Below are 22,568 nucleotides of genomic sequence, written 5' to 3' on the forward strand. Positions count from 1 at the left end.
ATGGTTGGCAAGGTTTATTTAGTAGGTGCGGGTCCTGGCGATCCAGATTTGATTACAGTAAAAGGGTTACGCTGCCTCAAGCAAGCTGACGTCATCCTCTATGATCGACTGGTAAATCCTGAACTTTTGGAGAACGCGAAAGAGGGGGCACAACTTGTCTATTGCGGCAAGCTTCCTAATTATCATACAATGAAGCAGGAAACCATTAATCATTTTTTGGTGAAATACGCCAAAAAAGGGTATAACGTAGTCCGACTTAAAGGTGGAGATCCTTTTGTTTTCGGGCGTGGCGGTGAGGAAGCAGAGGAATGTGCTAGGCATAACGTGTCATTTGAAATTGTTCCAGGTATTACCGCTGGAATAGCGGCTTCCGCTTATGCAGGGATTCCTGTGACCCACCGTACCTTGAGTAAAAGCTTCGCCTTTATTACCGGACATCAAGCTGGTGATGTTGAGGCGGAGCACCAGTGGAAACACTTGGCAAAGGGAGTCGATACGATATGTGTTTACATGGGTGTTTCTCATCTTCCGGCGATAACCAAACATTTAATTTCCAATGGAAAATCGCCACAGACTCCAATCGCTTTGATTCATTGGGGTACATTAAGCGACCAAAGAACAGTAGTTGGCACACTTGATACGATTGAAGAAGTGGTAGAAAGAGAGGGGATTACCAATCCAAGTATGATTGTGATTGGGGAGGTAGTAACCTTGCGCAAAAAATTGAATTGGTTTCAGGAAGAAATTTTAGCAAATATTCCAGCCGCCAACCGGTAACAGCAGAAGGGAGCACATATTATGAAAGCAATTCTTTATATCGGCCATGGTACTCGTTCAAAAAAAGGGGCGGTCGAGATACGGGCTTTTATTGAAAGTGTAAAGGCACGAATTGACGTTCCGATACAGGAACTGAGTTTCTTAGAGCTCACAGAGCCGCTGATTGAAGAAGGCTTTGAAACATGTGTCGAGCGGGGTGCTTCGGAAATTGACGTTGTTCCACTGTTTCTTTTGGCAGCGGGACATATAAAACGGGATATTCCTGAAGCCTTGTCACCCATTATTTCCAAATATCCTACTATTCCGGTAAAAATAAAGAACCCTTTCGGAGTCCAGGATGTTATTCTAGATGCTGTGGCTGAGTTAATTAGGGATTCTGCAGGTGAGGTGACCCCAGAAGACAGGTTATTGATTGTCGGTGTAGGCAGCAGCGACCCGGATGTCCACGTGAATTTTGGAAAAATTGCGGATGGTATCGGGGAACGGCTTGGAGCGCAAAGGGTATCTGTTTGCTATTTAGCGGCAACCGAACCGAAGCTAAGTGAGGGTTTAGAGAATATTTCGGAAGGTGCTGTGGGTCGGGTAATAGTTGTTCCCTATATGTTATTTACCGGACTTCTACTTGCAGAATTAAACAAAACCGTTCGCTTGTGCCAAAAAGGAGGTCAGAGAATCCTCTGTACTCAAGCTTTAAGCAACCATACCGTAATCGAAGATATCGTAATTGAACGTGCGGTTGGTGAGTAGTATTTAATATTTGGTTGGAGTGAACGAAAGCTAGTTACGAAATATTTCTATAACTTTATTAAATAGAGAACTGGGTCAAGAAATAGACCAATTTAAATCTAATGGCCTCTAAAAAATACTGTATGATAAGTTTATATTCCATAGTGAGGTGGATAACGTTGCAACTTCAGGTAATGAACAGTCCGTTTAATCAGGAGCAGGCGGAACTCCTAAATCGTCTTTTACCTACTTTTACTGAATCTCAAAAAGTTTGGTTGAGTGGGTATCTTGCTGGTGCGGCTTCTGCGCCAATTGCTTCTGTATTAGGCGTACCAAGCCAGCAAACAGCCGATGGTGCAGCTTCAAAAGAAGTGACCATTCTTTACGGATCACAAACAGGAAATGCTCGCGGCTTAGCAAAAAAGGCCAGCACGACGCTTGAAGGGAAAGGGTTCCAAGTAACTGTTTCTGCTATGAGCGATTTTAAACCAAACAATATTAAAAAAGTTAAAAATCTACTTATCTTAGTAAGTACACACGGAGAAGGCGATCCACCGGATAATGCCCTAACATTCCATGAGTTTCTACATGGCAAGCGGGCACCGAAGCTAGAGGACTTACACTTTTCAGTCTTATCTCTTGGAGATAGCTCATATGAATTCTTCTGTCAAACAGGAAAACAATTTGACGCTCGTTTGGAGGAGCTCGGTGGGACTCGACTTTATCCTCGTTTCGACTGTGACTTGGATTATGATGAACCGGCAGCAGAATGGCTTGAAGGAATCATTAGCAGCCTAGGTGAAGCAAAGGGTGGAATTCCTGCACTAGCTCAGGCAGCATCCACACAAACAGTAGAATCAACATACTCTAGAACCAATCCGTTTAGAGCAGAAGTTCTTGATAATCTAAACTTAAACGGACGTGGCTCTAACAAAGAAACAAGGCATCTGGAGTTATCACTTGAAGGTTCAGGTATTAGCTTCCAACCAGGCGATAGTCTTGGAATCTATCCGGAAAATGATCCAGAACTTGTCGAATTGCTTCTTGCAGAATTGAAATGGAACCCGGAAGAAAGTGTGACAATTAATAAACAAGGCGAGGTTCTCTCGTTAAGAGATGCCCTTAGTACGTACTATGAAATTACTACTTTAACAAAACCGCTTCTTGAAAAAGCAACAAAGATTACTGCGAATTTAGATTTGCAGGAGCTCTTAACCAACAGTGAAAAAGTCAAATCCTATCTAGAAGGACATGATTTACTTGATGTGGTTCGCGACTTTGGACCGTTGAAAAGCACTCCTCAAGAGTTTGTTTCGATACTTAGAAAGATGCCTGCACGCTTATATTCGATTGCAAGCAGCCTAAATGCGAATCCTGATGAAGTGCACTTAACGATAGGTGCTGTCCGTTACAACGCCAATGGTCGTGACCGTAAAGGTGTCTGCTCTATTTTTACGGCAGAACGATTACAGCCAGGAGACAGTGTACCAATCTATATTCAACAAAACGAAAACTTTAAGCTTCCAGCGAATCCTGAAACCCCAATCATCATGGTTGGACCAGGAACAGGGGTAGCACCATTCCGCTCATTTATGCAAGAGCGTGAGGAAACTGGGGCAGAAGGTAAGTCTTGGATGTTCTTTGGAGACCAGCATTTTGTCACGGATTTCCTTTACCAAACAGAATGGCAAAAATGGCTAAAAGACGGAGTATTAACCAGAATGGATGTTGCTTTTTCTAGGGATACAGCAGAAAAAGTCTATGTTCAACACCGCATGTTAGAACAGAGCAAGGAATTGTTCGAGTGGCTTCAAGAAGGTGCGCATGTTTACATTTGCGGTGATGAGAAACATATGGCACATGACGTCCATCAAACGCTTATTGGAATAATTGAAAAAGAGGGAAGCTTGAGCCGAGAAGAGGCAGAAGCCTATTTAGCAGATATGCAGCAGCAAAAACGATACCAGCGCGATGTATATTGAGTTGAATTCGTAAAGATTGTTGTTAAAATCTTAAAGCCGATTTTAACGTGGAAATAGTTATTTTGCGCTTTAGAATTTAGTTTGTAGGCTCTTTTCTTATTAAAAGTATTCTATTTTCTGCGGAAATTTAGCATATTCATTAAATTTTGTTCCATATAGCAACAAAGTATAAGAAATGAGCCCTATTGATACAGTAGTGGAAGGAGATTTTTCATAAATGGTGAAGCAAAAGTTAAAGGCACCTGAAGGCGCGCCAAGTGATGTAGAGCGTATTAAAAGCGAAAGTAATTTTTTACGCGGAACACTAAAAGAAGTAATGCTCGACAGAATCAGTGCTGGCATTCCAGATGATGATAACCGTCTAATGAAACACCATGGCAGCTATTTGCAGGACGATCGAGATCTCCGCAATGAGCGCCAAAAGCAAAAACTTGAGCCTGCCTATCAGTTCATGCTTCGTGTCCGTCTGCCTGGCGGTGTTGCGACACCGTCCCAATGGCTAGTTTTGGATGAGCTGGCTGATAAAAACGGTAACGGAACATTAAAACTTACTACACGTCAAACGTTTCAAATGCACGGGATATTAAAATGGAATATGAAAAATACGATACAGGAAATCCATTCTACGTTATTGGATACAATTGCTGCGTGCGGTGATGTCAATCGTAACGTATTGTGTACCTCAAATCCCTATCAATCTGAGATTCATATGGAAGTATACGAATGGGCAAAACATTTAAGTAATTATTTATTGCCGCGATCAAGGGCCTACCATGAAGTATGGCTTGATGAAGAAAAAGTGGCTGGTAGTCCTGAAACGGATGATGTTGAACCGATGTATGGACCGCTTTATTTACCACGTAAATTCAAAATTGCCATTGCCGTTCCGCCTTCGAATGATATTGACGTCTTTTCACAAGACCTTGGGTTAATTGCGATTGTAGAAGATGGAAAACTTATTGGTTTTAACGTGGCAATTGGCGGCGGTATGGGAAGTTCACATGGTGATAAAGAGACTTACCCTCAGCTTGCCAAGGTAATCGGCTTTTGTACTCCAGATCAAATTCAAGATGTAGCAGAAAAAATCATTACCATTCAGCGCGATTACGGTAACCGTTCCGAGCGAAAAAATGCCCGGTTCAAGTATACCGTTGACCGACTAGGATTGGAAACCGTCAAGGAAGAATTAGAAAATCGTCTTGGCTGGAGTCTTGATGAAGCAAAACCTTATCACTTTGACGATAACGGCGACCGTTACGGCTGGGTAAAAGGCGTTCAAGGAAAATGGCATTATACCCTTTATATCCAAAACGGCCGTGTTGCGGATTCGGATGATTATAAGCTAAAAACAGCTCTTAGAGAAATTGCAAAAGTCCATAAAGGTGAATTCCGGGTATCTGCAAATCAAAACGTAATTATTGCCGATGTTTCAAGCCAGAAGAAGAAAAAAATAAATGAACTAATTGAACAATATGGTTTAACGGATGGCAGTCACTATTCTGCACTTCGCCGCAGTTCAATGGCATGTGTTGCACTTCCTACATGCGGGTTAGCAATGGCAGAAGCAGAAAGATACTTACCTAAGCTTATTGATAAAATAGAGGACATTTTAGATGAAAATGGTCTAAGGGATAAAGAAATTACCATCCGTATGACAGGGTGTCCAAACGGCTGTGCGCGCCCTGGACTTGGAGAAATAGCTTTTATGGGTAAAGCGGTAGGGAAATATAATATGTATCTAGGAGCTGCCTTTGACGGCAGCCGACTCAACAAAATGTACCGAGAAAATATCGGTGAAGAAGAAATCTTGAGCGAACTGCGTGTCATTCTTTCCCGTTACGCGAAAGAACGAGAGCAAGAAGAGCACTTCGGAGACTTCGTCATTCGTGCCGGCATAGTCCAAGCTACAACCGACGGCACAAATTTTCATGCTTAAACATTTGGCGCTTTAGCGCCTGGAGCACAAATCAACAGCCCACTTAACACAGCCAAAAAAACACAAAAGGCAATACTAATTCTCAACGATGAATTAGTATTGCTTTTTGTATTTACATAGAATTTCTCACGGTTAATCTTTGAGATCATAATACAATGCAACAACAACATCAATATTATTATCAATAAAACTAAGCCGTTCTCTTGAGACCTGCGTCCATTCACTCGAAAAATCCATTGCTGACAAAATATGTCTAAGACTAAAAGAATATCTATCATTTAATTGTGAAATGACATAACTTACTCCTATATGTTTCCCTTCATCTTTTTTCAAAATGTCCTGGATGTCGCTTTTTACCCAATCTGGTGCAACAGCAACCGTTTTTTTTAGCAATACTTCATATTCTTCAAAAAGCATCATTTATTCCTCCTGATTTTTTCAAAAAAAACTATATAATAATTTTGCTAAACCAATAATAACCATATGGTAAGTATTGGCCTGATTTGCCTTCAACATACAACAACATCCTATAAATATGCAGAATTAGCAAGCAAAATTAATTTTATGGAATAATCTGAAATTTTAAAAATCGTCTAGTTTTGTCATATTTTAACTTGTTTTATCGAAACGATTTAATAGATTTAAATACATGCTATAATTCTTTTCATGACTAATATATTTAAAAGCATCTGGGTAATTAAAAGAGTTAGAGGTGTGTTTTGGTTATGAATATAGTTGATTTAGAAGAGGCAATAAATGAGAAGAGAAATGAAATGATAAAAATAGGTATGACAAAGGGACTGTCTAATAAAGAAACGATTGCTTGCAGTCAAGAACTAGATAATCTTCTTAATGAATACAGAAGGTTAACCCTAAACCAGGGAATGCCCAAATCTACCTTTTTATTAGATGATTTTGTAGCGGTTATACAGCATTTTTTCAAATTAGTATCAAGACCTTACAAATTTATTTCTCCTTATAAAGGTGATAGATTCTATTGATGAATGAAATTCTCTATAAGGTATGTATAGACCCACCCCCTTTGACAAGGATGGGTCTTTTTTTTTTTTTTTTTTAAATATTTACGTTCGCTGAATCGTAGAAGTAGAAAAGCTTTTTACCATTTTCTGCAGGTTTCTATGTGCTTCTCTTAATTTAATTGTTTCTTCGATGATTTTTTGGAATCCTTCAATGTCTCTATCGGATGCATTTAATAGTGTCTTTGGTACACCTTCTGCAATTTGTTGTAGGGTAATATCTTGACTCATGGCAATGACCACCTTTCAACTTATTCATTAGACTTGCTTTTCGTCTACTCTACTAATTTTAGAAACGTATGAGTTTCTCCTGCATGAACTGTAATAAACTTATCTACATGAATCACCAGATTCTTTTAGAAATAGTAAAGTTCCTGCAAATAACGACGGGAATCCATCTACCTTGCTAGTCATTTGTAGAAAAATATTCAAATATTCAGTAAATACAAAAAGAGTTACATAAAATTTTGCAGAATAATAGAATAATAGTTGACTTACCTATTGTTTGTAATATAATAAAACCAATAGATTTACTAGGGATTAAAAAAGAGGTGACATTAAATGTATTTAACGATAGAGTCTATCGAAAAAAGCTTTATAAATGATAGAAAAGAAAACGTGAAAGTTCTTGATGGGATAAATTTAAATGTTAAAAAAGGCAGTTTTGTTTCGATTGTAGGACCATCAGGTTGTGGGAAGTCTACGCTGCTTTACCTAGTTGCTGGACTCGACAAAGCTGATAGCGGCGAAATCCGCGTTGATGGGAACTTAGTATCAAAACCTGGACCAGAAAGAGTAGTAGTTTTCCAAGAAGCAGGTTTGTTTCCGTGGCTGACCGTATTAGAAAATGTAACCTATGGTTTAAATCTTAAAAAAATGCCAAAAGAAGAGGCGAAAAGAAAGGCACTTGATGTCTTAAAAATGGTTCACCTCAGCCGCTATGTAAATTCATATCCTCACGAATTATCTGGTGGAATGAAGCAGCGGGTTTCAATTGCAAGAGCGTTAGTAATGGAGCCTGACATCTTGTTAATGGATGAGCCTTTCTCAGCATTGGATGAACAAACAAGAATGGTGCTGCATAAAGAACTGCTTGAAATCTGGAGAAAGACAAAAGTAACCATCTTTTTTATTACTCACAATATCAGAGAAGCGGTACTCCTCTCAGAGGAAGTGGTCGTATTTGCCACTCGTCCAGGAAGGATTAAAGAAATCATTCCCGTGCCAACGATGAAGGATGGAGTAACACCGGACAGTGTTACATTAAATACAGAACAGCGAATTTTATCTATTTTACAAGATGAAATCGAAAAAGTATTGAAGGAGGAAATGGGTGATGACTACAGCTTTAAGACGGATCATCTTCATCGCGGTGATAGCGGTGATATGGGAAGTCACATCTAGATTTTCCAGTCTTCCCGATTTTATGTTTCCCAGCCTTAGTCAGGTATTGGAAACCCTTTTTAACGGCTTACTAAGTGGTCAAATCACATTAGCAATCGGTAAAAGTATGGGGCGGATATTACTCGGCTTTACGATTGCTATTATTGTCGGATTGATATTAGGTTACTTTATCTGGCGATATAAACTGGTCGAAGATACACTTGGATTTGTCGTTACTGCGCTCCAATCAATTCCAAGTATTGTCTGGTTTCCATTAGCGATCATCTGGTTTGGGTTAAATGATTTTTCCATATTGTTTATTGTAACTATCGGTGCGACATGGACCATGACGGTGAATGCAACAAGCGGGTTTAAAAATGTACCCCAGCTTTATCAGCGTGTTGCTAAGGTATATGGTTCAAGTGGATTTCATTTCCTCCGGACTGTCATTCTTCCAGCATCTGTACCGCAAATCATTTCGGGACTTCGAATTGCTTGGGCATTTTCATGGCGTGCCTTAATGGCCGGTGAACTTCTTGGGGGCGGAGGCGGACTTGGACAACTGCTTGAAATGGGTCGTTCACTCGGTCAAATGGATTTAGTTATTTCTGTCATGATAATTATTGCCATTATCGGGACCATAGTCGATAATGTTGTTTTTTCACGACTAGAACGCAATGTAGAAGTAAAATGGGGTATTCGAAAAAGAGCTTAATAAAAAAATTATAGAACCAGGAGAGAAAAATCATGTTAAAAAAATCTATGCTTTACCTATTTATCACCATTTTGTTTATTGGCTTACTTAGTGGATGTGCTCAATCTTCCAACGAAAGCGAAGGCGGAGAGGTGAAAAACGTTAAGATCGGATATTTTCCAAACTTAACACATATCGCAACGATTGTTGCACTTGAAAAAGGGTATTTTGAAGAAGCTTTCGGTAAGGATGTAACGATTGAAACAAAAACAGTTGCAAACGGCGGACTATTTATGGAAGCAATGGCAACAAAAGCAATTGACGTTGGTACAGTAGGACCTGGTCCATTACTTAACTTTTATGTAAAAAACAAGGAATATCACCTGATTTCTGGTGCAGTAAATGGCGGGGCTGTTCTTGTTGCAGCAGAAGGAAGCGGTGTTGAAAAAGTAGCTGATTTAGATGGTAAAAAAGTGGCAATTCCGGTTATTGGAAGCACGCAGGATGTTATGCTCCGAAAAGCGTTAAAAGAGGCCGATTTAAAAGCGAAAACAAGTGGAGGTACTGTAGATTTATTCGCTGCAGCACCAGCTGATACAGCTTCTCTATTCATCCAAAAACAAGTTGACGCGGCAGCGACCCAAGAGCCTTGGGGATATGTACTTGAAAACCAAGCAAATGGAAAGTTACTACTTGACTGGGATGAGTTCGCATGGGGCAAGGAATCAACAAATACAGTAGTAGCAGCTAGAACAGACTTTTTGAAAAACAAAGACTTATCTAAGCAGTATTTAGTTGCTCACAAAAAAGCGGTAAAATTCATTCAGGACAATCCAGATGAAAGTAAAGAAATTGTCATCAAGCACCTAAAGGATCTAACTGGTAAAGAGTTAAACAAAGAGGAAGTGGATGCAGCATTCTCTCGTTTAGCGGTGACAACAGATGTAAATGAAAAAGTAATTCAGGAAATGGCAGATATCAGTAAAGAAGCTGGATATATTCCAAGTAGTGATATTAAAGGTCTAATCGACTTGTCCTTACTTAAGTAATAATAGAAGGTTTTGGACTCAAATAGGAGTTCAAAACCTTTTTTTAAGGTAAAATAAGGATGAATTTACATGCAGGAAGGGACGATAGAAATGAAATCAACTATTTACTGGACAGGAGATATGGCCTTTACCGGAACTACGCCTTCAGGCCATGATTTAAGGATGGACGCGGCACTAGAAGTTGGCGGTCAAAATAGCGGCCCCAGGCCAACTGAGCTTCTCCTATACTCACTTGCAGGCTGTACAGGCATCGATATCGTTATGATTTTGAAAAAAATGCGATTAGAGTTGACGGGATTTGCAATGGAAGTAGAAGGGACGCGGGCAGACACCGAACCAAAGAAATTTACTGATTTTCATATTCATTACTTAGTAGAAGGCGATCTGCCAGAAGATAAGGTAGTCCGTGCCATTCAATTATCAAAAGACAAATACTGCTCTGTTTCCCATTCATTAAGTGCAAACATAGTAGCAAGCTATTCAATTAACGGAACAAAAGGTAATCAAGATTTATAAAAACAAGGCTGTGTTAAAGCTAATTGTTGATTGCACCCTGTTGATTTGCGCGGAAGGCACGAAGACTCCTGCGGGAGGACGGGGCAGGGGAGACCCCGCAGACACTTAAGCGGCGAGGAGGCTCCCCGTACCGCCCGCGGAAAGCGAAGTGCCTGGAGCGTACATCAACAGGCCCGTTTAACACAGCCAAAAACAAAAAGGATTCAGCTTTTTGCTGGATCCTTTACCTTTTCATAGTGGTCATAAAACACTTTAAAGAGTCGTTCGTCGCCACCTCTATCAGGATGGAGCGCCTTTAATATTTTCTTGTATTCCTTCCTGATTGAGTCCATATCTGCCCCAGGTTCTAAACCCAATAAGGAGGTAAGGGTCAAAGGTGGAGTGTCGGAAAGTGCATACTCAGCTTTAAGCATTCTTTTTAAAGACCTATTTTTTGCTTGTTCAATCCGAATCGAGGTTTTTAACTGTTCAATTTCTTCTTTGAATTTTTGATTCTCGTGGAATGTTTTTTCCCACTGGTGAAAATCTATACCAAATTTCTTCGTTTTGAACTCAATCTTCTTTTCTAAAATAAAAGACGCTAAATCAACAGGATTTATCGAGTATTCTAGATTTAGATGCTTGGTTCTTCTAGCCTTGATTTTCCCATCGAGAATCCAACGGATGACAACCTGTTCACTGTCCGTAATCCCCCCAGCCCTAAGCTGTTCAGTAACCTCTTTAACATTCAACATAGGATCAACTCATTCTTCATTTGTCTAGTAATTACTAAACTCAATGTATCATATGAAAAATGTTACAGGTTTACAGGACTATTTAATTTTTATTAAAAATAGTTTTCAATTATCGATTATCTACTTTTTCCGGATACAGGTCATGGTTCATCAACCGGAAAGTAGCCATTTCTTCGAACTTGGTACCTGGTTTCCCGTAGTTACACCATGGATCAATGGAAATACCACCGCGTGGAGTGAATTTCCCCCAAACCTCAATATATCTAGGATCTAGAAGCTTGATTAAATCGTTCATGATAATATTGACGCAATCCTCATGGAAATCACCATGATTTCTGAAGCTGAATAAATAGAGTTTCAGAGATTTACTCTCAACAATTTTTTGATTCGGGATGTATGAAATATACATCGTTGCAAAATCGGGCTGATGCGTAAGCGGGCAAAGACTAGTAAATTCAGGACAATTAAATTTTACGAAATAATCACGCTCTGGATGAAGATTATCGACTGCCTCCAAAACCTCTGGAGCATACTCAAATGAGTATTGTGTATTTTGATTACCTAATAGTGTTAAATCCTTTAATCCTTCTTCATGGCTACGGCCAGACATAAAAAAACCCCCATTAAAATGTATCCCAACACTTTTTTAGAAGAAGAGTCCTAGCCAGCATACTCCAGCAAACCACAAGGATAAAAAACAAAAAGCCACGTCCGGTATGGACATGGCATAGAGTCATGTATCCATAGTTTTTTATAGAGGGTATCAGCTATGAACCTCTCCCGTGTAAGTACGGGTATTATCTTCTCCATATGATAAAGGACGTCAGCTAAAACGTCAAATAAAAAATTATGGTTCCTATTTTCATTTTTTTTATGGTATTATACTAACAGCATAAACCAATAGAGGTTCTAGCACCCCTCGTTAAAAAAACTAAGATGAAGCTGTACTTCTATCTTGGGGTACGGCTTTTTCTATTTTGGAAGGAGTTTCCTTTAACATGTTAAAAAATGAAAAAGCCATTGTCGTATTTAGCGGCGGGCAAGACAGCACTACCTGTTTATTTTGGGCGTTACAACAATTTAAAGAGGTGGAGGCAGTAACGTTCGACTACAATCAACGGCATAGTTTAGAAATTGAATGTGCCAAAAATATAGCCAATGAACTAGGTGTAAGACACCATATATTAGATATGTCTTTATTGAATCAGCTCGCACCCAATGCGCTAACACGCTCTGAAATTGAAGTCAAAGACGGAGAAGATGGTGAACTTCCTTCAACGTTTGTTCCAGGAAGAAACCTTTTGTTCCTTACCTTTGCCGGAGTGTTAGCTCGTCAGGTTGGTGCCAAGCATTTAGTGACAGGTGTTTGCGAAACAGATTTCAGCGGCTACCCAGATTGCCGTGATATTTTTATCAAATCCCTCAATGTTACCTTAAATCTTTCTATGGATGATAACTTTGTGATTCACACACCGTTAATGTGGTTGAATAAGGCAGAGACATGGGAATTAGCAGATCAATTATATGCGTTTGAATACGTACGGGAGAATACGTTAACCTGTTACAATGGCGTTATTTCTGACGGCTGTGGGGAATGTCCAGCCTGTGTGTTAAGAAAACGCGGACTCGATGACTTTCTAAGTGGGAGGACTCAAAATGTACGGATTTAGAATTGTCGATAAACTGCAGAAAATAGATGAAGACATTCAGCGCAAGGAGTTAAAGTATCATACGAAGCGTGTATTGGTAAGCAAGGAATTTACCTTTGATGCCGCACATCACTTACATTGCTATGAAGGAAAATGCAAGAACCTGCACGGCCACACCTATAAAGTAGTCTTCGGGATTAGCGGCTATGTGGATGAAAGAGGATTAATGATGGATTTTGGCGATATCAAGGAAATTTGGAAAAATGAAATTGAGATTCACCTGGATCATCGATACCTAAATGAAACACTGCCTCCGATGAATACAACCGCTGAAAATATCGTGGTTTGGATTTATGAAAAAATGCAAGCAGCATTAGCCAAAGATGTGAACAAGGATCAATTCCTCGGAGCTAGAGTAGAATTTGTCCGCCTTTATGAAACGCCTACTAGTTATGCAGAGACTAGAAGGGAGTGGATGGAGGAATGAGCAGTATTCCCGTTCTAGAAATTTTTGGCCCCACGATTCAAGGCGAAGGGATGGTCGTTGGGCAAAAAACGATGTTTGTAAGAACTGCCGGCTGCGATTATTCCTGCAGCTGGTGTGATTCTGCCTTTACGTGGGATGGCAGCGCTAAAGACGACATTATGTTAATGACTGCCGAAGAAATTTGGGGAAAATTATACTCCATTGGCGGTGATAATTTCTCCTTTGTGACCATATCAGGGGGGAATCCAGCTCTTTTAAAAAACCTAGATTCATTGATTGATTTATTAAAAGAAAAGAATATAAGTATAGGAATTGAAACGCAAGGCAGCAGATGGCAGGATTGGTTTTTAAAAATTGATGAACTTACCATTTCTCCTAAACCTCCAAGTTCAACGATGGAAACAAATTTTGAACTATTAGATTCGATTTTTATTAATCTAGACGAAAACCAGTTTGAAAATAATGTTAGTTTAAAGGTCGTTATTTTTGATGAAGCTGATTTGGAATATGCGAGAATGGTTCATAAGAGATACGAAGGCATTCCTTTTTATTTGCAGGTAGGGAATGATGATATCACGAATGGGAATAATCAAGAATTGATCCAAAAGCTGCTGAATAAATATGAGTGGCTGGTTAATCGGGTAGTCGAAGACAGTCAATTAAACAATGTCAAAGTACTGCCTCAACTACATGCCCTGCTTTGGGGTAATAAACGCGGTGTATAAAGATATGTGGCCCACCTAATAATTTAGGTGGGCTTTTCTAATCTTGTAGACCATTAATAAAAATACAGTTTATTTTCATTTATTAAGTTAAGATGAAGTTTGCTTTAAGAGTAGGTAAATATGCTAAAAATCGACACACCCATAATAAGCAAGACGTTAAAATCGTATAGGTAGCTCAGGAGTAGTAAAATATCTGGAGGTGACAAGGTATGAAGAATATTCTTCGAACCGCTGTCCAGCAAAGAAGGCAATACCTTATAGATAAACTGCTTAAAATTGGTGTGTTTAAAAAAGAAGATCGACATCTTTATGAATGGACTTTAAGTGACCTTGAAAGGGAATATGAGTATATGGAAACAAACCCAGTTGAGGGTAAGGTGGAACAAGAAAACCAACAGCTGCAATAATGAGCTGTATACTTAGACACAGGAAAAAGCCGGATGTATAGTCCGGCTTTTTCAATTATGACTTATGTATGTGAAGAACCTAATTCTCCACGATCCGTGGCCATAGGAGGCTGCTCCAACCATTTATTATGAATCAAGATATTGGAGCCATCCTCTGAATACAATTGAACTTCTAAAGATAATCTGTTATACATGATCCCTAAATCCATCCGCGGACTTTGAGCTACACCAGTCCCGTAATAACCGATACTTAAAGCGATTAACCCAGTCGTAAAGAACATCATCAGTTTATCGGAAAATGTGTAGGCTGTACTTGTTGTTATTTCAGCAGATAAGGTAGCCGGAACAGGGAGGTTGCATTCCTCTAATTTTGCGCCAAATATCTTTACATGTTTCTTTCCAATATCGATTCCTCTAAGAAAAAATTTGGTAACTTCCTTGTCTTTTGCAACCTGACTAAATCCAATCAAGGTAGCCACACCTAAAATATTTCTTATTGTGTTAGCGTATAGATTGCTTACTTCAGCGACAATTAATGGTCTCTTTTCACCAATAACATCAAAAAGAAAAGCTTGTTTATTGACAAATTCGACTTTTTCACTAGGTATAGCAGGTGACCTTACAAAAAGACCTTTTGCCAATAATAAATCCTTTGATTTAACGTATAGCTGCATGGTTTCAGACAGGCATTCCATGTAATAATCGGTAATGTCTGCTCTTACTGATGAAGCGACACTTGCAGAATAATTTGTTAGACCAATCTTCGCCATTTGATGGATAAATTGAAGTACGTAGCTGTCTGTAAACAATTTTGGAGCAGATAATTCCACATCCTCTTCTACTTTAAAACCATGGGGAACAGCATAATCCTCTTTTTCAAAAAATACCGTTAATTTTTTTATATGTGTCTCTGATAATCGTAAAGCAAAATCAATAACAGATGATATTTCTGGGTCTTCTGCCTTTTCTAAAAAGAATTTAAGGACACAAATACTTCCACTGTCATTCATATATTGCGCCCATAGCTGAGCAAGTTCAGCAGAGGAAATTTTTACTTTCTTATCAATCTCCATATAATACCTCCATAGTTGAATCACTAATACAATCATTTCCATTAATATATTGTAATATGTAATAATACTGGATGTTTTTCATTTTGATGAAGAAAGAGGTCTTTGAAATATCTCGGAGTAATAATTGAAATATTTTTAAATATTAATATACCGGGACGTGTTAGCATGTACGTAAATATTTATGATGAGAGTTACAGTCAGGATGTGGTTACGAGTGACCGTAAACTTGTAACCTCTGCATCCGTTTTTGGGATTCTCAGGCAGCAGCTTGCTAAAAATATAGGAATTAAGAGAATAAAAGGATTTTTGTTTCATTATGGCTGGGAAATGGGTGTTAAAGCTGCAAAAGAAGCACTGCAAACAGAAACATCTTTAGAATATCTCATTAAACATGGACCGATTCTCCATATTGAAAATGGTCATATTAAAGGGATAAAGCATGAATGTAACTATGAACTGGATGGACAAGGTAGGATCAAATCCTTTTTTTCTTTCGGTACTTGGTTTGGTTCTTATGAGGCAGAGGAGCATATAAAACGCCTTGGACATTCAAATCATTCTGTCTGCCATACACTGATTGGTTATGCGAGCGGTTTTATGTCGACGATTTTTGGAGAAACACTGCTCGCTAAAGAAATCACGTGCGTGGGTAAAGGGGATGATGGCTGCGGTTGGGTAATTAAGCCGAAAAGAGACTGGGAAACTGAGCTTGATGCAGATGAGGTTCAGGAGTTTTATAATGAAACACCAATTGTAATGGAATTAGAGTATACATATGACCAAATACTAGACCCAAAGATTGTCGTTACTCGTTTATCAAAGTTTCAAAATAAGTTAACGGAAGAGATCATTAATGGAAGTGATCTTCAAACGATTGCTGATATTGTATTTTACATGGTTAACATACCCATGATCATTGAGGATTCAGTCCTTCGAACCATTACGTATTCAGGTTTATCGGAAGAATCCTATATGGAGTTTAAAGCAGAAATGGAAGTTTACATGGAAGAAAGCCGCATTAATCATAAACAGCTTTTTCCTATTAGTAAAAAAATAATTAAAACCGCCAATCACGAACGTCTTATCACGCCCATACTTTTACAAAAGGAAATAATTGGTTATTGTACTTTTGTGTATAAGGATATAAAGGACCATCATGAAGAGGATTATTTATTTTTAGACCGTCTCGCCAATGCTGCGTCTCTAATTCTTTTAAATGAGAAGACGAAGTTTGAATCGTTTGAAAAAATGAAAGGGAATTTTCTAGAACAAATACTAGAGTCGCGATTGCCAGCCAGTGAAATTGTTAAAAGAGGAAAATATATAGGATTAGACCTTGAACAAAACTACTATATATCAGTTATGAAATATAAGAACACAAAAACTACGATTGAGGATGAGTTTCTTTTACAGGAGCAGATATTTGAAACGACTTACCGCTATTTTAATGACAGAAATACTAATTTATTGGTTGGTCACCGCGATGGCCAAATGGTTTTATTAATCTCTAATCAGTCGCTCAAACATACTTCCATCCATGACGTAATCAAGGAATATCATGTATATATGACAAAAAAATACCCTTATGGTAACTTTAAGTTTGGAATTAGTCATTTAGGTGCTGATATTCATCAAGCAGCTAAATGTTATTCTCTCATATTGGAAAAGTAGCAGTTAGCGTCAAGTAAAGGGGAATTACATAAATGAACGAACAAAATAATGTTACACGTAAAGAATGGCATGAAGTTTTTCTTCAAGCCATTCTTTTTTTGCAGTATCCAAGTTTATTTAATAACTTGTTTGTGATGGTAGATTCCCAAAAATTAATTATGAAAAAATAGAAAAGTACGGGCAAAAGGGATAGATGTGACAACGAAGGATGTAAATGGACCCTCTCTAATACGATCATTATGTTAGTATGATGAAGTGGGGTAAAAAGAAATTAGTTATTTATAGTTTAAGAGGTGGAATAGACGTGGGAAGAATGGATAGAAGACAGCATAGAAAAACGTCTAAATGGGATTGGAGACAATTGTTATCAAAAGGTATTACGAAGAAATTGATTGTAGCGGGGATTATTACTGCCTTATGTGGACTCCTCATCGTTAATATCTTTATTTGGACTAGCGATGTGAGTAAATTAAATAAGCCAGCACCACAGCCTACGATAATTTACGACCAGAATGGCGAGATTGCGAGTAAGATTTCTAATTCAAAAATTGAAGGCGTAGGAATAAAGCAAATTCCTGATGAAGTCGTACAAGCGGTCATAGCAACAGAGGACCAACGATTTTATAAGCATAGTGGAATTAATTATTTTGCGATTATGAAGGCTTTCTTCAAAAATATGTTGAGTGGTGACATTGTTGCAGGCGGGAGTACCGTAACGCAGCAACTTGCAAAAAACGCATTCCTTACACATGAACGGACATATACACGTAAGGTCAAAGAGTTGATTATTACGAAAAAGATTGAACGTACGTACTCAAAAGACGAAATTATGGAGAGATATTTAAATCAGATTTATTTTGGAGAGGGTGCATGGGGAATTCAGCGTGCTGCTAAGACTTACTTTGGAAAAGAAGCTAGTGAATTAACTTTAAGTGAGTCGGCGATGCTTGCTGGATTAATTAAGGCTCCTTCGATTCTTTCACCATTTAAGAATATGGAAAAGTCAGTTGAAAGACGAGATCTTGTCTTATCCTTGATGGAAAAGGAAGGATATATTACACAAGCAGATGTTGAAAAAGCCAAAGAACAGTCAGTAGTGTTAAATGAGGAAAAAGTGGAAGATGAATATGATGGCAATTACCCTTATTATGTGGACCATATTATTCAGGAAGCCATGACGAAGTATAAGCTTTCTAAAAATGAAATACTATCAGGCGGACTTCATATTTTTACAGAATTAAATCCCACTATTCAAAAGGGTACGGAAGAAGTATATCAGAATGATAACTATTTTCCGGCTAGTCAAAACGATCAACTGCTCCAAAGCGGAGCAATTTTCATTGATCCTAAAAGTGGAGGAATTCAAGGACTTGTCGGCGGGAGAGGTCAACATACATTTTTAGGATTTAATCGGGCGACCCAATTGGTGAGACAGCCGGGTTCAACCATGAAACCATTGGCTGTTTATACTCCTGCATTAGAAAAAGGCTATGAGGTTTTTGATTTATTACAAGACAGACCGCTAGATATTGGAGGTTACCAGCCAAAGAATTTTGATAAGCAATATCGAGGCGAGGTAACGATGTATGATGCAGTTGTGAATTCGTACAATGTTCCCCCTGTTTGGTTGTTAAATCAAATTGGTTTACAGCAGGGAACGAATGCAGTGGAGGAATTCGGTATTCCTTTACAGGAAAAAGATCATGCACTGGGGATTGCGCTTGGAGGTATGCATGAAGGGACCTCTCCGCTAGCAATGGCGCAAGCCTATACCACTTTTGCAAATAATGGAACAATGGTAGAGGCACATTCTATCCGAAAAATTGAAGATAGTGATGGAAAGGTCATGGCAAAATGGAAAAGCAAATCAACTGAAGTGATCAAACCAGAAGTTGCACAAAAAATCACCTACATGCTAAGGGGTGTTGTTAAAGAGGGTACTGGGAAGAAGGCATTCATGGAGGGCCTTGATATCGCGGGAAAAACAGGTTCGACCCAGCTGCCATTTGCGAATGAAGCCGGAACAAAGGATCATTGGTTTGTTGGTTATACTCCCGACATTGTCGGAGCCGTGTGGTTAGGCTACGATCAAACGGACGAGAATCATTACCTAGCACCATCAAGCAGTGGAACCACTCCAGTTATTTTTAAAGAAATATTATCCAAAGCAAAATCAGAGCTTTCTGATGAAAAATTTGCCGTATCAACCATTGAGAAAAAATATAAAAATGAAATCAAAAAGATAAAAGAAAAAGAGGAAAAGGCTAGGAAAGAAAAAGAAAAAGAAAATAAAGAGAAAAATAAAGAGAAAAATAAGGGAAAGGGCAAGGAAAAGAATAAGGAGAAAAAGGATAAGGGTAAAGAAAGAGATGGAGAAGAGGAAGACGAAGATGAAGAAGATGAGGATGAATAATATCTTCCTATGAATGTATGAGGACTGGTCTTAAGAAGAGACCAGTTCTTTTTGTACCTAGAAACAATTTATGGTCGAGTTTAGGGATATTGAAATACATATAAAAAACTAAACTGGAAATAAATAAATAGTATTATTTTTGCAATGGAGGGATAAAGTGGAAGAATTAAATGGTCGGGGTACTGGCGAAGGCGCAGATACATTAACAAATCGGCAAGGTCATCCTGTAACAGATAATCAAAATATCAGAACGGTTGGCAACCGTGGTCCATCGACGCTTGAGAATTATGATTTTATTGAAAAAATATCTCATTTTGACCGAGAAAGAGTGCCAGAACGAGTGGTTCATGCACGAGGGGCCGGTGCGCATGGATATTTTGAAGCCTATGGAAAAGCGGGGGATGAGACCGTTTCAAAATACACAAGAGCAAAACTGTTCCAGGAAGCAGGAAAACGCACCCCGGTCTTTGTTCGTTTTTCAACAGTAGCCGGAGCGATGGAATCACCGGAAACAGAACGTGACCCAAGAGGCTTCGCTGTGAAGTTTTATACAGAGGATGGGAACTGGGATCTTGTCGGGAATAATCTAAAAATATTCTTTATTCGCGATGCAATGAAATTTCCTGATATGATTCATGCCTTTAAGCCCGACCCAGTTTCAAATTTAAGTAACCCTGAAAGAATGTTTGATTTTCTCTCGCGTACACCAGAAGCCACCCATATGGTTACATTTCTATTTTCCCCATGGGGAATTCCTGCGAATTATCGCCAAATGCAGGGATCAGGGGTAAATACATATAAATGGGTGAATAAGGATGGGGAAGCTGTATTAATCAAGTACCATTGGGAACCGTTGAAACAAGGGATAAAGAATCTTACCCAAAAAGAAGCATCGCAAATTCAAGCTAAAAGTGTCAGCCATGCTACTCAAGATTTATATGAGGCGATTGAGCGTGGTGATTATCCAGAATGGGAGCTTTGTGTTCAAATTATGAGCGACGATTACCATCCTGAGTTGGATTTCGATCCATTAGATGATACTAAATTGTGGCCAACAGACAAGTTTCCTTTTTTAAAGGTAGGAAAAATGGTTTTAAATAAAAATCCGGAAAATTATTTTAATGAAGTAGAGCAAGCAGCGTTTGGTACAGGTGTATTGGTAGATGGCTTGGATTTTTCGGATGATAAAATGCTGCAAGGAAGAACTTTTTCGTATTCCGATACGCAGCGACACCGCGTTGGCACAAACTATTTACAACTTCCTATTAATGCCCCTAAAAAGCGGGTTGCGACTAATCAGCGTGGCGGTCAAATGTCTTATCACGTAGATTCGGGTCAAAATCCACACGTGAATTATGAGCCTTCTGTTATCGGTGGTTTAAAGGAAGCCGAACAAATAGGAAAAGTCCATGAACCGCATTATAATGACAAATTGGTACGTGAAAAAATTGACCGCAGTAATGATTTTGGACAAGCGGGCGATACCTATAGGAACCTTGAGGATTGGGAGAGAGAGGAGCTAATAAGCAATCTTGTCAACGCACTCAAAGTATGTAGACCAGAAATACAAGATAAAATGATTGAGTATTTTACGAGTGCTGACGAGGATTATGGTAAGCGGGTCAGAGACGGTGTTGAGAAAGCAATGGAAATGAGGCAGGAAACAACGCATACAAGTACAGCTGACGCAGATGATGCTACCGAAAAGGCACAACAAATGGGACATGAAGCAGATCCATATTAATTAGTAATGACCGGACTTTTTATAAGTTCGGTCATTCTATTATTAAATGGTTGTATGTAAATGGTAGAAGGAATTTATCAAGATGTGGCGAAAATTGTATATAATAAACTTTTTTTGAAAGGAAGTTTTATTATGTATCGTTTTAAAGCCATTGATCATATCCAATTAGCTGCTCCAAAAGGCTGTGAAGATAGTGCAAGAAAGTTTTTTATAGATATTTTAGGATTTGAGGAAATCGTAAAACCAGAGGAACTAAAAAAACGTGGCGGTGTCTGGTTTCAAAATGGAAAAACGCAGATACATATTGGTGTAGAGGAACCTTTTGTGCCAGCTAAAAAAGCACATCCAGCTTTTGAAGTAGAAAATATTGAAGCTTTGAAAAAACATTTATTGGTTAACGGAATAGAAGTGATTGAAGATGATAACCTTCCGGGGGCAAATCGATTTTATACTGCTGACCCCTTTGGTAACCGTATTGAAATCCTTGAGTGGATCTAATCTTTCATGGAGGGGGAGGGACGAAAATGAGTTTAGGAGATAAAACCATTGAAGAATTAGAAGAGATAGAAGAAGAATTGAATGAGCAGGAAGAGGAGCATGGCTTTTCTAATTATTCTATGAAAATTGAATTGTACAAGGAAATGTACCGAAAACTCTCCCAGCTTGTCCGGCAACACAATGAGGATGTTCAAAGTTCGCTTGATTATGTAAAAAGGAAATTGATTTACTGTCTCATTCATTATGGAACCTATTTAAAAACAGAATTCCAAAAGGATGACTATTTGGCAAGAAGCTGCTTGGAGGAAGCGTTAAAATATGATAATAGAAATCCGTTGGCCTCCTATCGACTAGGTTTCTTGTCTTATAAGTTTAATGATTATATAAAGGCAATACAGTTTTTTCAACAGGCTTTAGACCATGATCAATACCATAAACAGCATCTCTATCAACTTAATGAGCAGCAGCAGTTCAATGCCCATTTGTATTTAACCAATTGTGCATTGCAAATTGCAAAAGAAACGTATGAAAAAATGAATCAATTGCCGTTTGCAAAAATACAAGAAATTCCGAAGCAGGAGTTAGCTCCACTTTTTAGCGGACTATTGGAAAATGAGAAATATTTGCTGCGGAATGCGTTTTATAAGATTAGTAGAGATGTGACAGACACTTGCTCAAAAGCGGAGTGTGAAAAGTTAATTTCATCTCCCCCTCCTGAAACATTGCTTTTATATTTTAGTGACCGTACGATTATTGCACTATTTAATGGAGAAGAAGTTTCCCTTACACAGGATCAAGGATACATGCTCAGTTATTTCCTAATTAAAAGTTCAGAAGAGCATCCTGCAACTAGACATCACTTCTCAGTTGTCGATACGATACGGCCAAACACTTATATACAATCTGTGAATAGATTGAGAAACCGAATGAGTAATAGAGGATTTCCTTCGTTGATACAACGAACAAGATTCCAAGAGGAAGCCGCTTACTATTATGATGAATCGTATCCATTTTATATCATGTATCGGGTGGACGAAGAAATTGAATATCGTTAAAAATGCGGAAAA

The 22,568-nt window shown here is 38.6% G+C and carries 24 protein-coding genes and 1 riboswitch; of the genes, 19 read left to right on the forward strand and 5 right to left on the reverse strand.

Features of this window, described 5'->3' with window-relative positions:
• From cobA to cysI, 4 genes are all read left to right on the forward strand, one after another.
• The gene (gene cobA / locus QNH48_RS13050; protein WP_283955293.1) at positions 1–777 is read left to right on the forward strand and encodes a uroporphyrinogen-III C-methyltransferase; all 777 of its coding nucleotides are present in this window, start codon (positions 1–3) and stop codon (positions 775–777) included.
• A 21-nt stretch (positions 778–798) separates the two neighbouring features.
• Entirely contained in the window at positions 799–1,524 is a 726-nt protein-coding gene (locus QNH48_RS13055) for a sirohydrochlorin chelatase (protein ID WP_283955294.1), read from the forward strand.
• Between the two features lie 158 nt (positions 1,525–1,682).
• Positions 1,683–3,485: an assimilatory sulfite reductase (NADPH) flavoprotein subunit gene (locus QNH48_RS13060; protein ID WP_283955295.1), complete on the forward strand. Its 1,803-nt coding sequence runs from the start codon at positions 1,683–1,685 to the stop codon at positions 3,483–3,485.
• Between the two features lie 217 nt (positions 3,486–3,702).
• Complete coding sequence (gene cysI / locus QNH48_RS13065; protein ID WP_283955296.1) at positions 3,703–5,421, forward strand: assimilatory sulfite reductase (NADPH) hemoprotein subunit; 1,719 nt, start codon at positions 3,703–3,705, stop codon at positions 5,419–5,421.
• 132 nt (positions 5,422–5,553) lie between these two features.
• Here cysI and QNH48_RS13070 read toward each other — a convergent pair whose 3' ends face one another.
• Complete coding sequence (locus tag QNH48_RS13070; RefSeq protein WP_142301018.1) at positions 5,554–5,841, reverse strand: hypothetical protein; 288 nt, start codon at positions 5,839–5,841, stop codon at positions 5,554–5,556.
• Positions 5,842–6,146: 305 nt separating this feature from the next.
• Between QNH48_RS13070 and QNH48_RS13075 the strand changes: the two genes are divergently transcribed.
• Positions 6,147–6,422 carry an aspartyl-phosphate phosphatase Spo0E family protein gene (locus tag QNH48_RS13075; protein WP_133368344.1) on the forward strand — a complete coding sequence of 92 codons (276 nt, stop codon included), beginning with the start codon at positions 6,147–6,149 and terminating at the stop codon, positions 6,420–6,422.
• A gap of 81 nt (positions 6,423–6,503) precedes the next feature.
• Here QNH48_RS13075 and QNH48_RS13080 read toward each other — a convergent pair whose 3' ends face one another.
• Positions 6,504–6,689 (reverse strand): hypothetical protein, encoded by a 186-nt coding sequence (locus QNH48_RS13080; RefSeq protein WP_045515772.1) that lies wholly within the window; start codon positions 6,687–6,689, stop codon positions 6,504–6,506.
• 330 nt (positions 6,690–7,019) lie between these two features.
• On the opposite strand from QNH48_RS13080, the gene QNH48_RS13085 reads away from it, so the two are divergent.
• From QNH48_RS13085 to QNH48_RS13100, 4 genes are all read left to right on the forward strand, one after another.
• Positions 7,020–7,862 (forward strand): ABC transporter ATP-binding protein, encoded by an 843-nt coding sequence (locus tag QNH48_RS13085; RefSeq protein ID WP_283955297.1) that lies wholly within the window; start codon positions 7,020–7,022, stop codon positions 7,860–7,862.
• The gene (locus tag QNH48_RS13090; RefSeq protein ID WP_283955298.1) at positions 7,795–8,556 is read left to right on the forward strand and encodes an ABC transporter permease; all 762 of its coding nucleotides are present in this window, start codon (positions 7,795–7,797) and stop codon (positions 8,554–8,556) included. Before QNH48_RS13085 ends, QNH48_RS13090 begins: the two co-directional genes overlap by 68 nt.
• 32 nt (positions 8,557–8,588) lie before the next feature.
• Positions 8,589–9,584, forward strand: a complete 996-nt coding sequence (locus tag QNH48_RS13095; RefSeq protein ID WP_283955299.1) for an aliphatic sulfonate ABC transporter substrate-binding protein — start codon at positions 8,589–8,591, stop codon at positions 9,582–9,584.
• A 90-nt stretch (positions 9,585–9,674) separates the two neighbouring features.
• A complete protein-coding gene (locus QNH48_RS13100) occupies positions 9,675–10,100 on the forward strand; it encodes an OsmC family protein (RefSeq protein WP_283955761.1) in 426 nt (141 codons plus the stop codon).
• A 203-nt stretch (positions 10,101–10,303) separates the two neighbouring features.
• Here the strand turns inward: QNH48_RS13100 and QNH48_RS13105 are convergent, their stop codons facing one another.
• Both QNH48_RS13105 and queF read right to left on the reverse strand, forming a co-directional pair.
• Positions 10,304–10,834: a J domain-containing protein gene (locus QNH48_RS13105; RefSeq protein WP_283955300.1), complete on the reverse strand. Its 531-nt coding sequence runs from the start codon at positions 10,832–10,834 to the stop codon at positions 10,304–10,306.
• Positions 10,835–10,943: 109 nt separating this feature from the next.
• Positions 10,944–11,444, reverse strand: coding sequence for a preQ(1) synthase (queF, locus tag QNH48_RS13110; RefSeq protein WP_095251178.1), 501 nt, complete (start codon positions 11,442–11,444; stop codon positions 10,944–10,946).
• 127 nt (positions 11,445–11,571) lie between these two features.
• Positions 11,572–11,618: riboswitch (PreQ1 riboswitch) on the reverse strand.
• A gap of 214 nt (positions 11,619–11,832) precedes the next feature.
• Between queF and queC the strand changes: the two genes are divergently transcribed.
• The 4 genes from queC to QNH48_RS13130 all read left to right on the forward strand — a co-directional run bounded on the left by queC (position 11,833) and on the right by QNH48_RS13130 (position 14,102).
• A complete protein-coding gene (queC, locus tag QNH48_RS13115; RefSeq protein ID WP_283955301.1) occupies positions 11,833–12,504 on the forward strand; it encodes a 7-cyano-7-deazaguanine synthase QueC in 672 nt (223 codons plus the stop codon).
• Entirely contained in the window at positions 12,491–12,970 is a 480-nt protein-coding gene (gene queD, locus QNH48_RS13120) for a 6-carboxytetrahydropterin synthase QueD (protein ID WP_283955302.1), read from the forward strand. Before queC ends, queD begins: the two co-directional genes overlap by 14 nt.
• On the forward strand, positions 12,967–13,695 hold the full coding sequence (queE, locus tag QNH48_RS13125) for a 7-carboxy-7-deazaguanine synthase QueE (RefSeq protein ID WP_283955303.1): 729 nt from the start codon (positions 12,967–12,969) through the stop codon (positions 13,693–13,695). The genes queD and queE overlap by 4 nt, the downstream gene beginning before the upstream one ends.
• A 209-nt stretch (positions 13,696–13,904) precedes the next feature.
• Positions 13,905–14,102 (forward strand): Fur-regulated basic protein FbpA, encoded by a 198-nt coding sequence (locus QNH48_RS13130; protein WP_095251174.1) that lies wholly within the window; start codon positions 13,905–13,907, stop codon positions 14,100–14,102.
• A gap of 62 nt (positions 14,103–14,164) precedes the next feature.
• Here the strand turns inward: QNH48_RS13130 and QNH48_RS13135 are convergent, their stop codons facing one another.
• A complete protein-coding gene (locus QNH48_RS13135; RefSeq protein WP_283955304.1) occupies positions 14,165–15,175 on the reverse strand; it encodes a DUF3231 family protein in 1,011 nt (336 codons plus the stop codon).
• A gap of 165 nt (positions 15,176–15,340) precedes the next feature.
• Here QNH48_RS13135 and QNH48_RS13140 point away from each other — a divergent pair, with 165 nt between their 5' ends.
• From QNH48_RS13140 to QNH48_RS13165, 6 genes are all read left to right on the forward strand, one after another.
• A complete protein-coding gene (locus QNH48_RS13140; RefSeq protein ID WP_283955305.1) occupies positions 15,341–16,846 on the forward strand; it encodes a XylR N-terminal domain-containing protein in 1,506 nt (501 codons plus the stop codon).
• A 32-nt stretch (positions 16,847–16,878) separates the two neighbouring features.
• Positions 16,879–17,016: a hypothetical protein gene (locus tag QNH48_RS13145; protein ID WP_283955306.1), complete on the forward strand. Its 138-nt coding sequence runs from the start codon at positions 16,879–16,881 to the stop codon at positions 17,014–17,016.
• Positions 17,017–17,159: 143 nt separating this feature from the next.
• The gene (locus QNH48_RS13150) at positions 17,160–19,259 is read left to right on the forward strand and encodes a transglycosylase domain-containing protein (RefSeq protein WP_283955762.1); all 2,100 of its coding nucleotides are present in this window, start codon (positions 17,160–17,162) and stop codon (positions 19,257–19,259) included.
• A 157-nt stretch (positions 19,260–19,416) separates the two neighbouring features.
• Positions 19,417–21,003 (forward strand): catalase, encoded by a 1,587-nt coding sequence (locus QNH48_RS13155; RefSeq protein ID WP_283955307.1) that lies wholly within the window; start codon positions 19,417–19,419, stop codon positions 21,001–21,003.
• Between the two features lie 129 nt (positions 21,004–21,132).
• Entirely contained in the window at positions 21,133–21,501 is a 369-nt protein-coding gene (locus QNH48_RS13160; protein WP_283955763.1) for a VOC family protein, read from the forward strand.
• 26 nt (positions 21,502–21,527) lie between these two features.
• Entirely contained in the window at positions 21,528–22,556 is a 1,029-nt protein-coding gene (locus QNH48_RS13165; protein WP_283955308.1) for a tetratricopeptide repeat protein, read from the forward strand.
• Positions 22,557–22,568: the final 12 nt, after the last annotated feature.

This window comes from Neobacillus sp. YX16 (assembly GCF_030123505.1).
Lineage (GTDB): Bacteria > Bacillota > Bacilli > Bacillales > Cytobacillaceae > Neobacillus.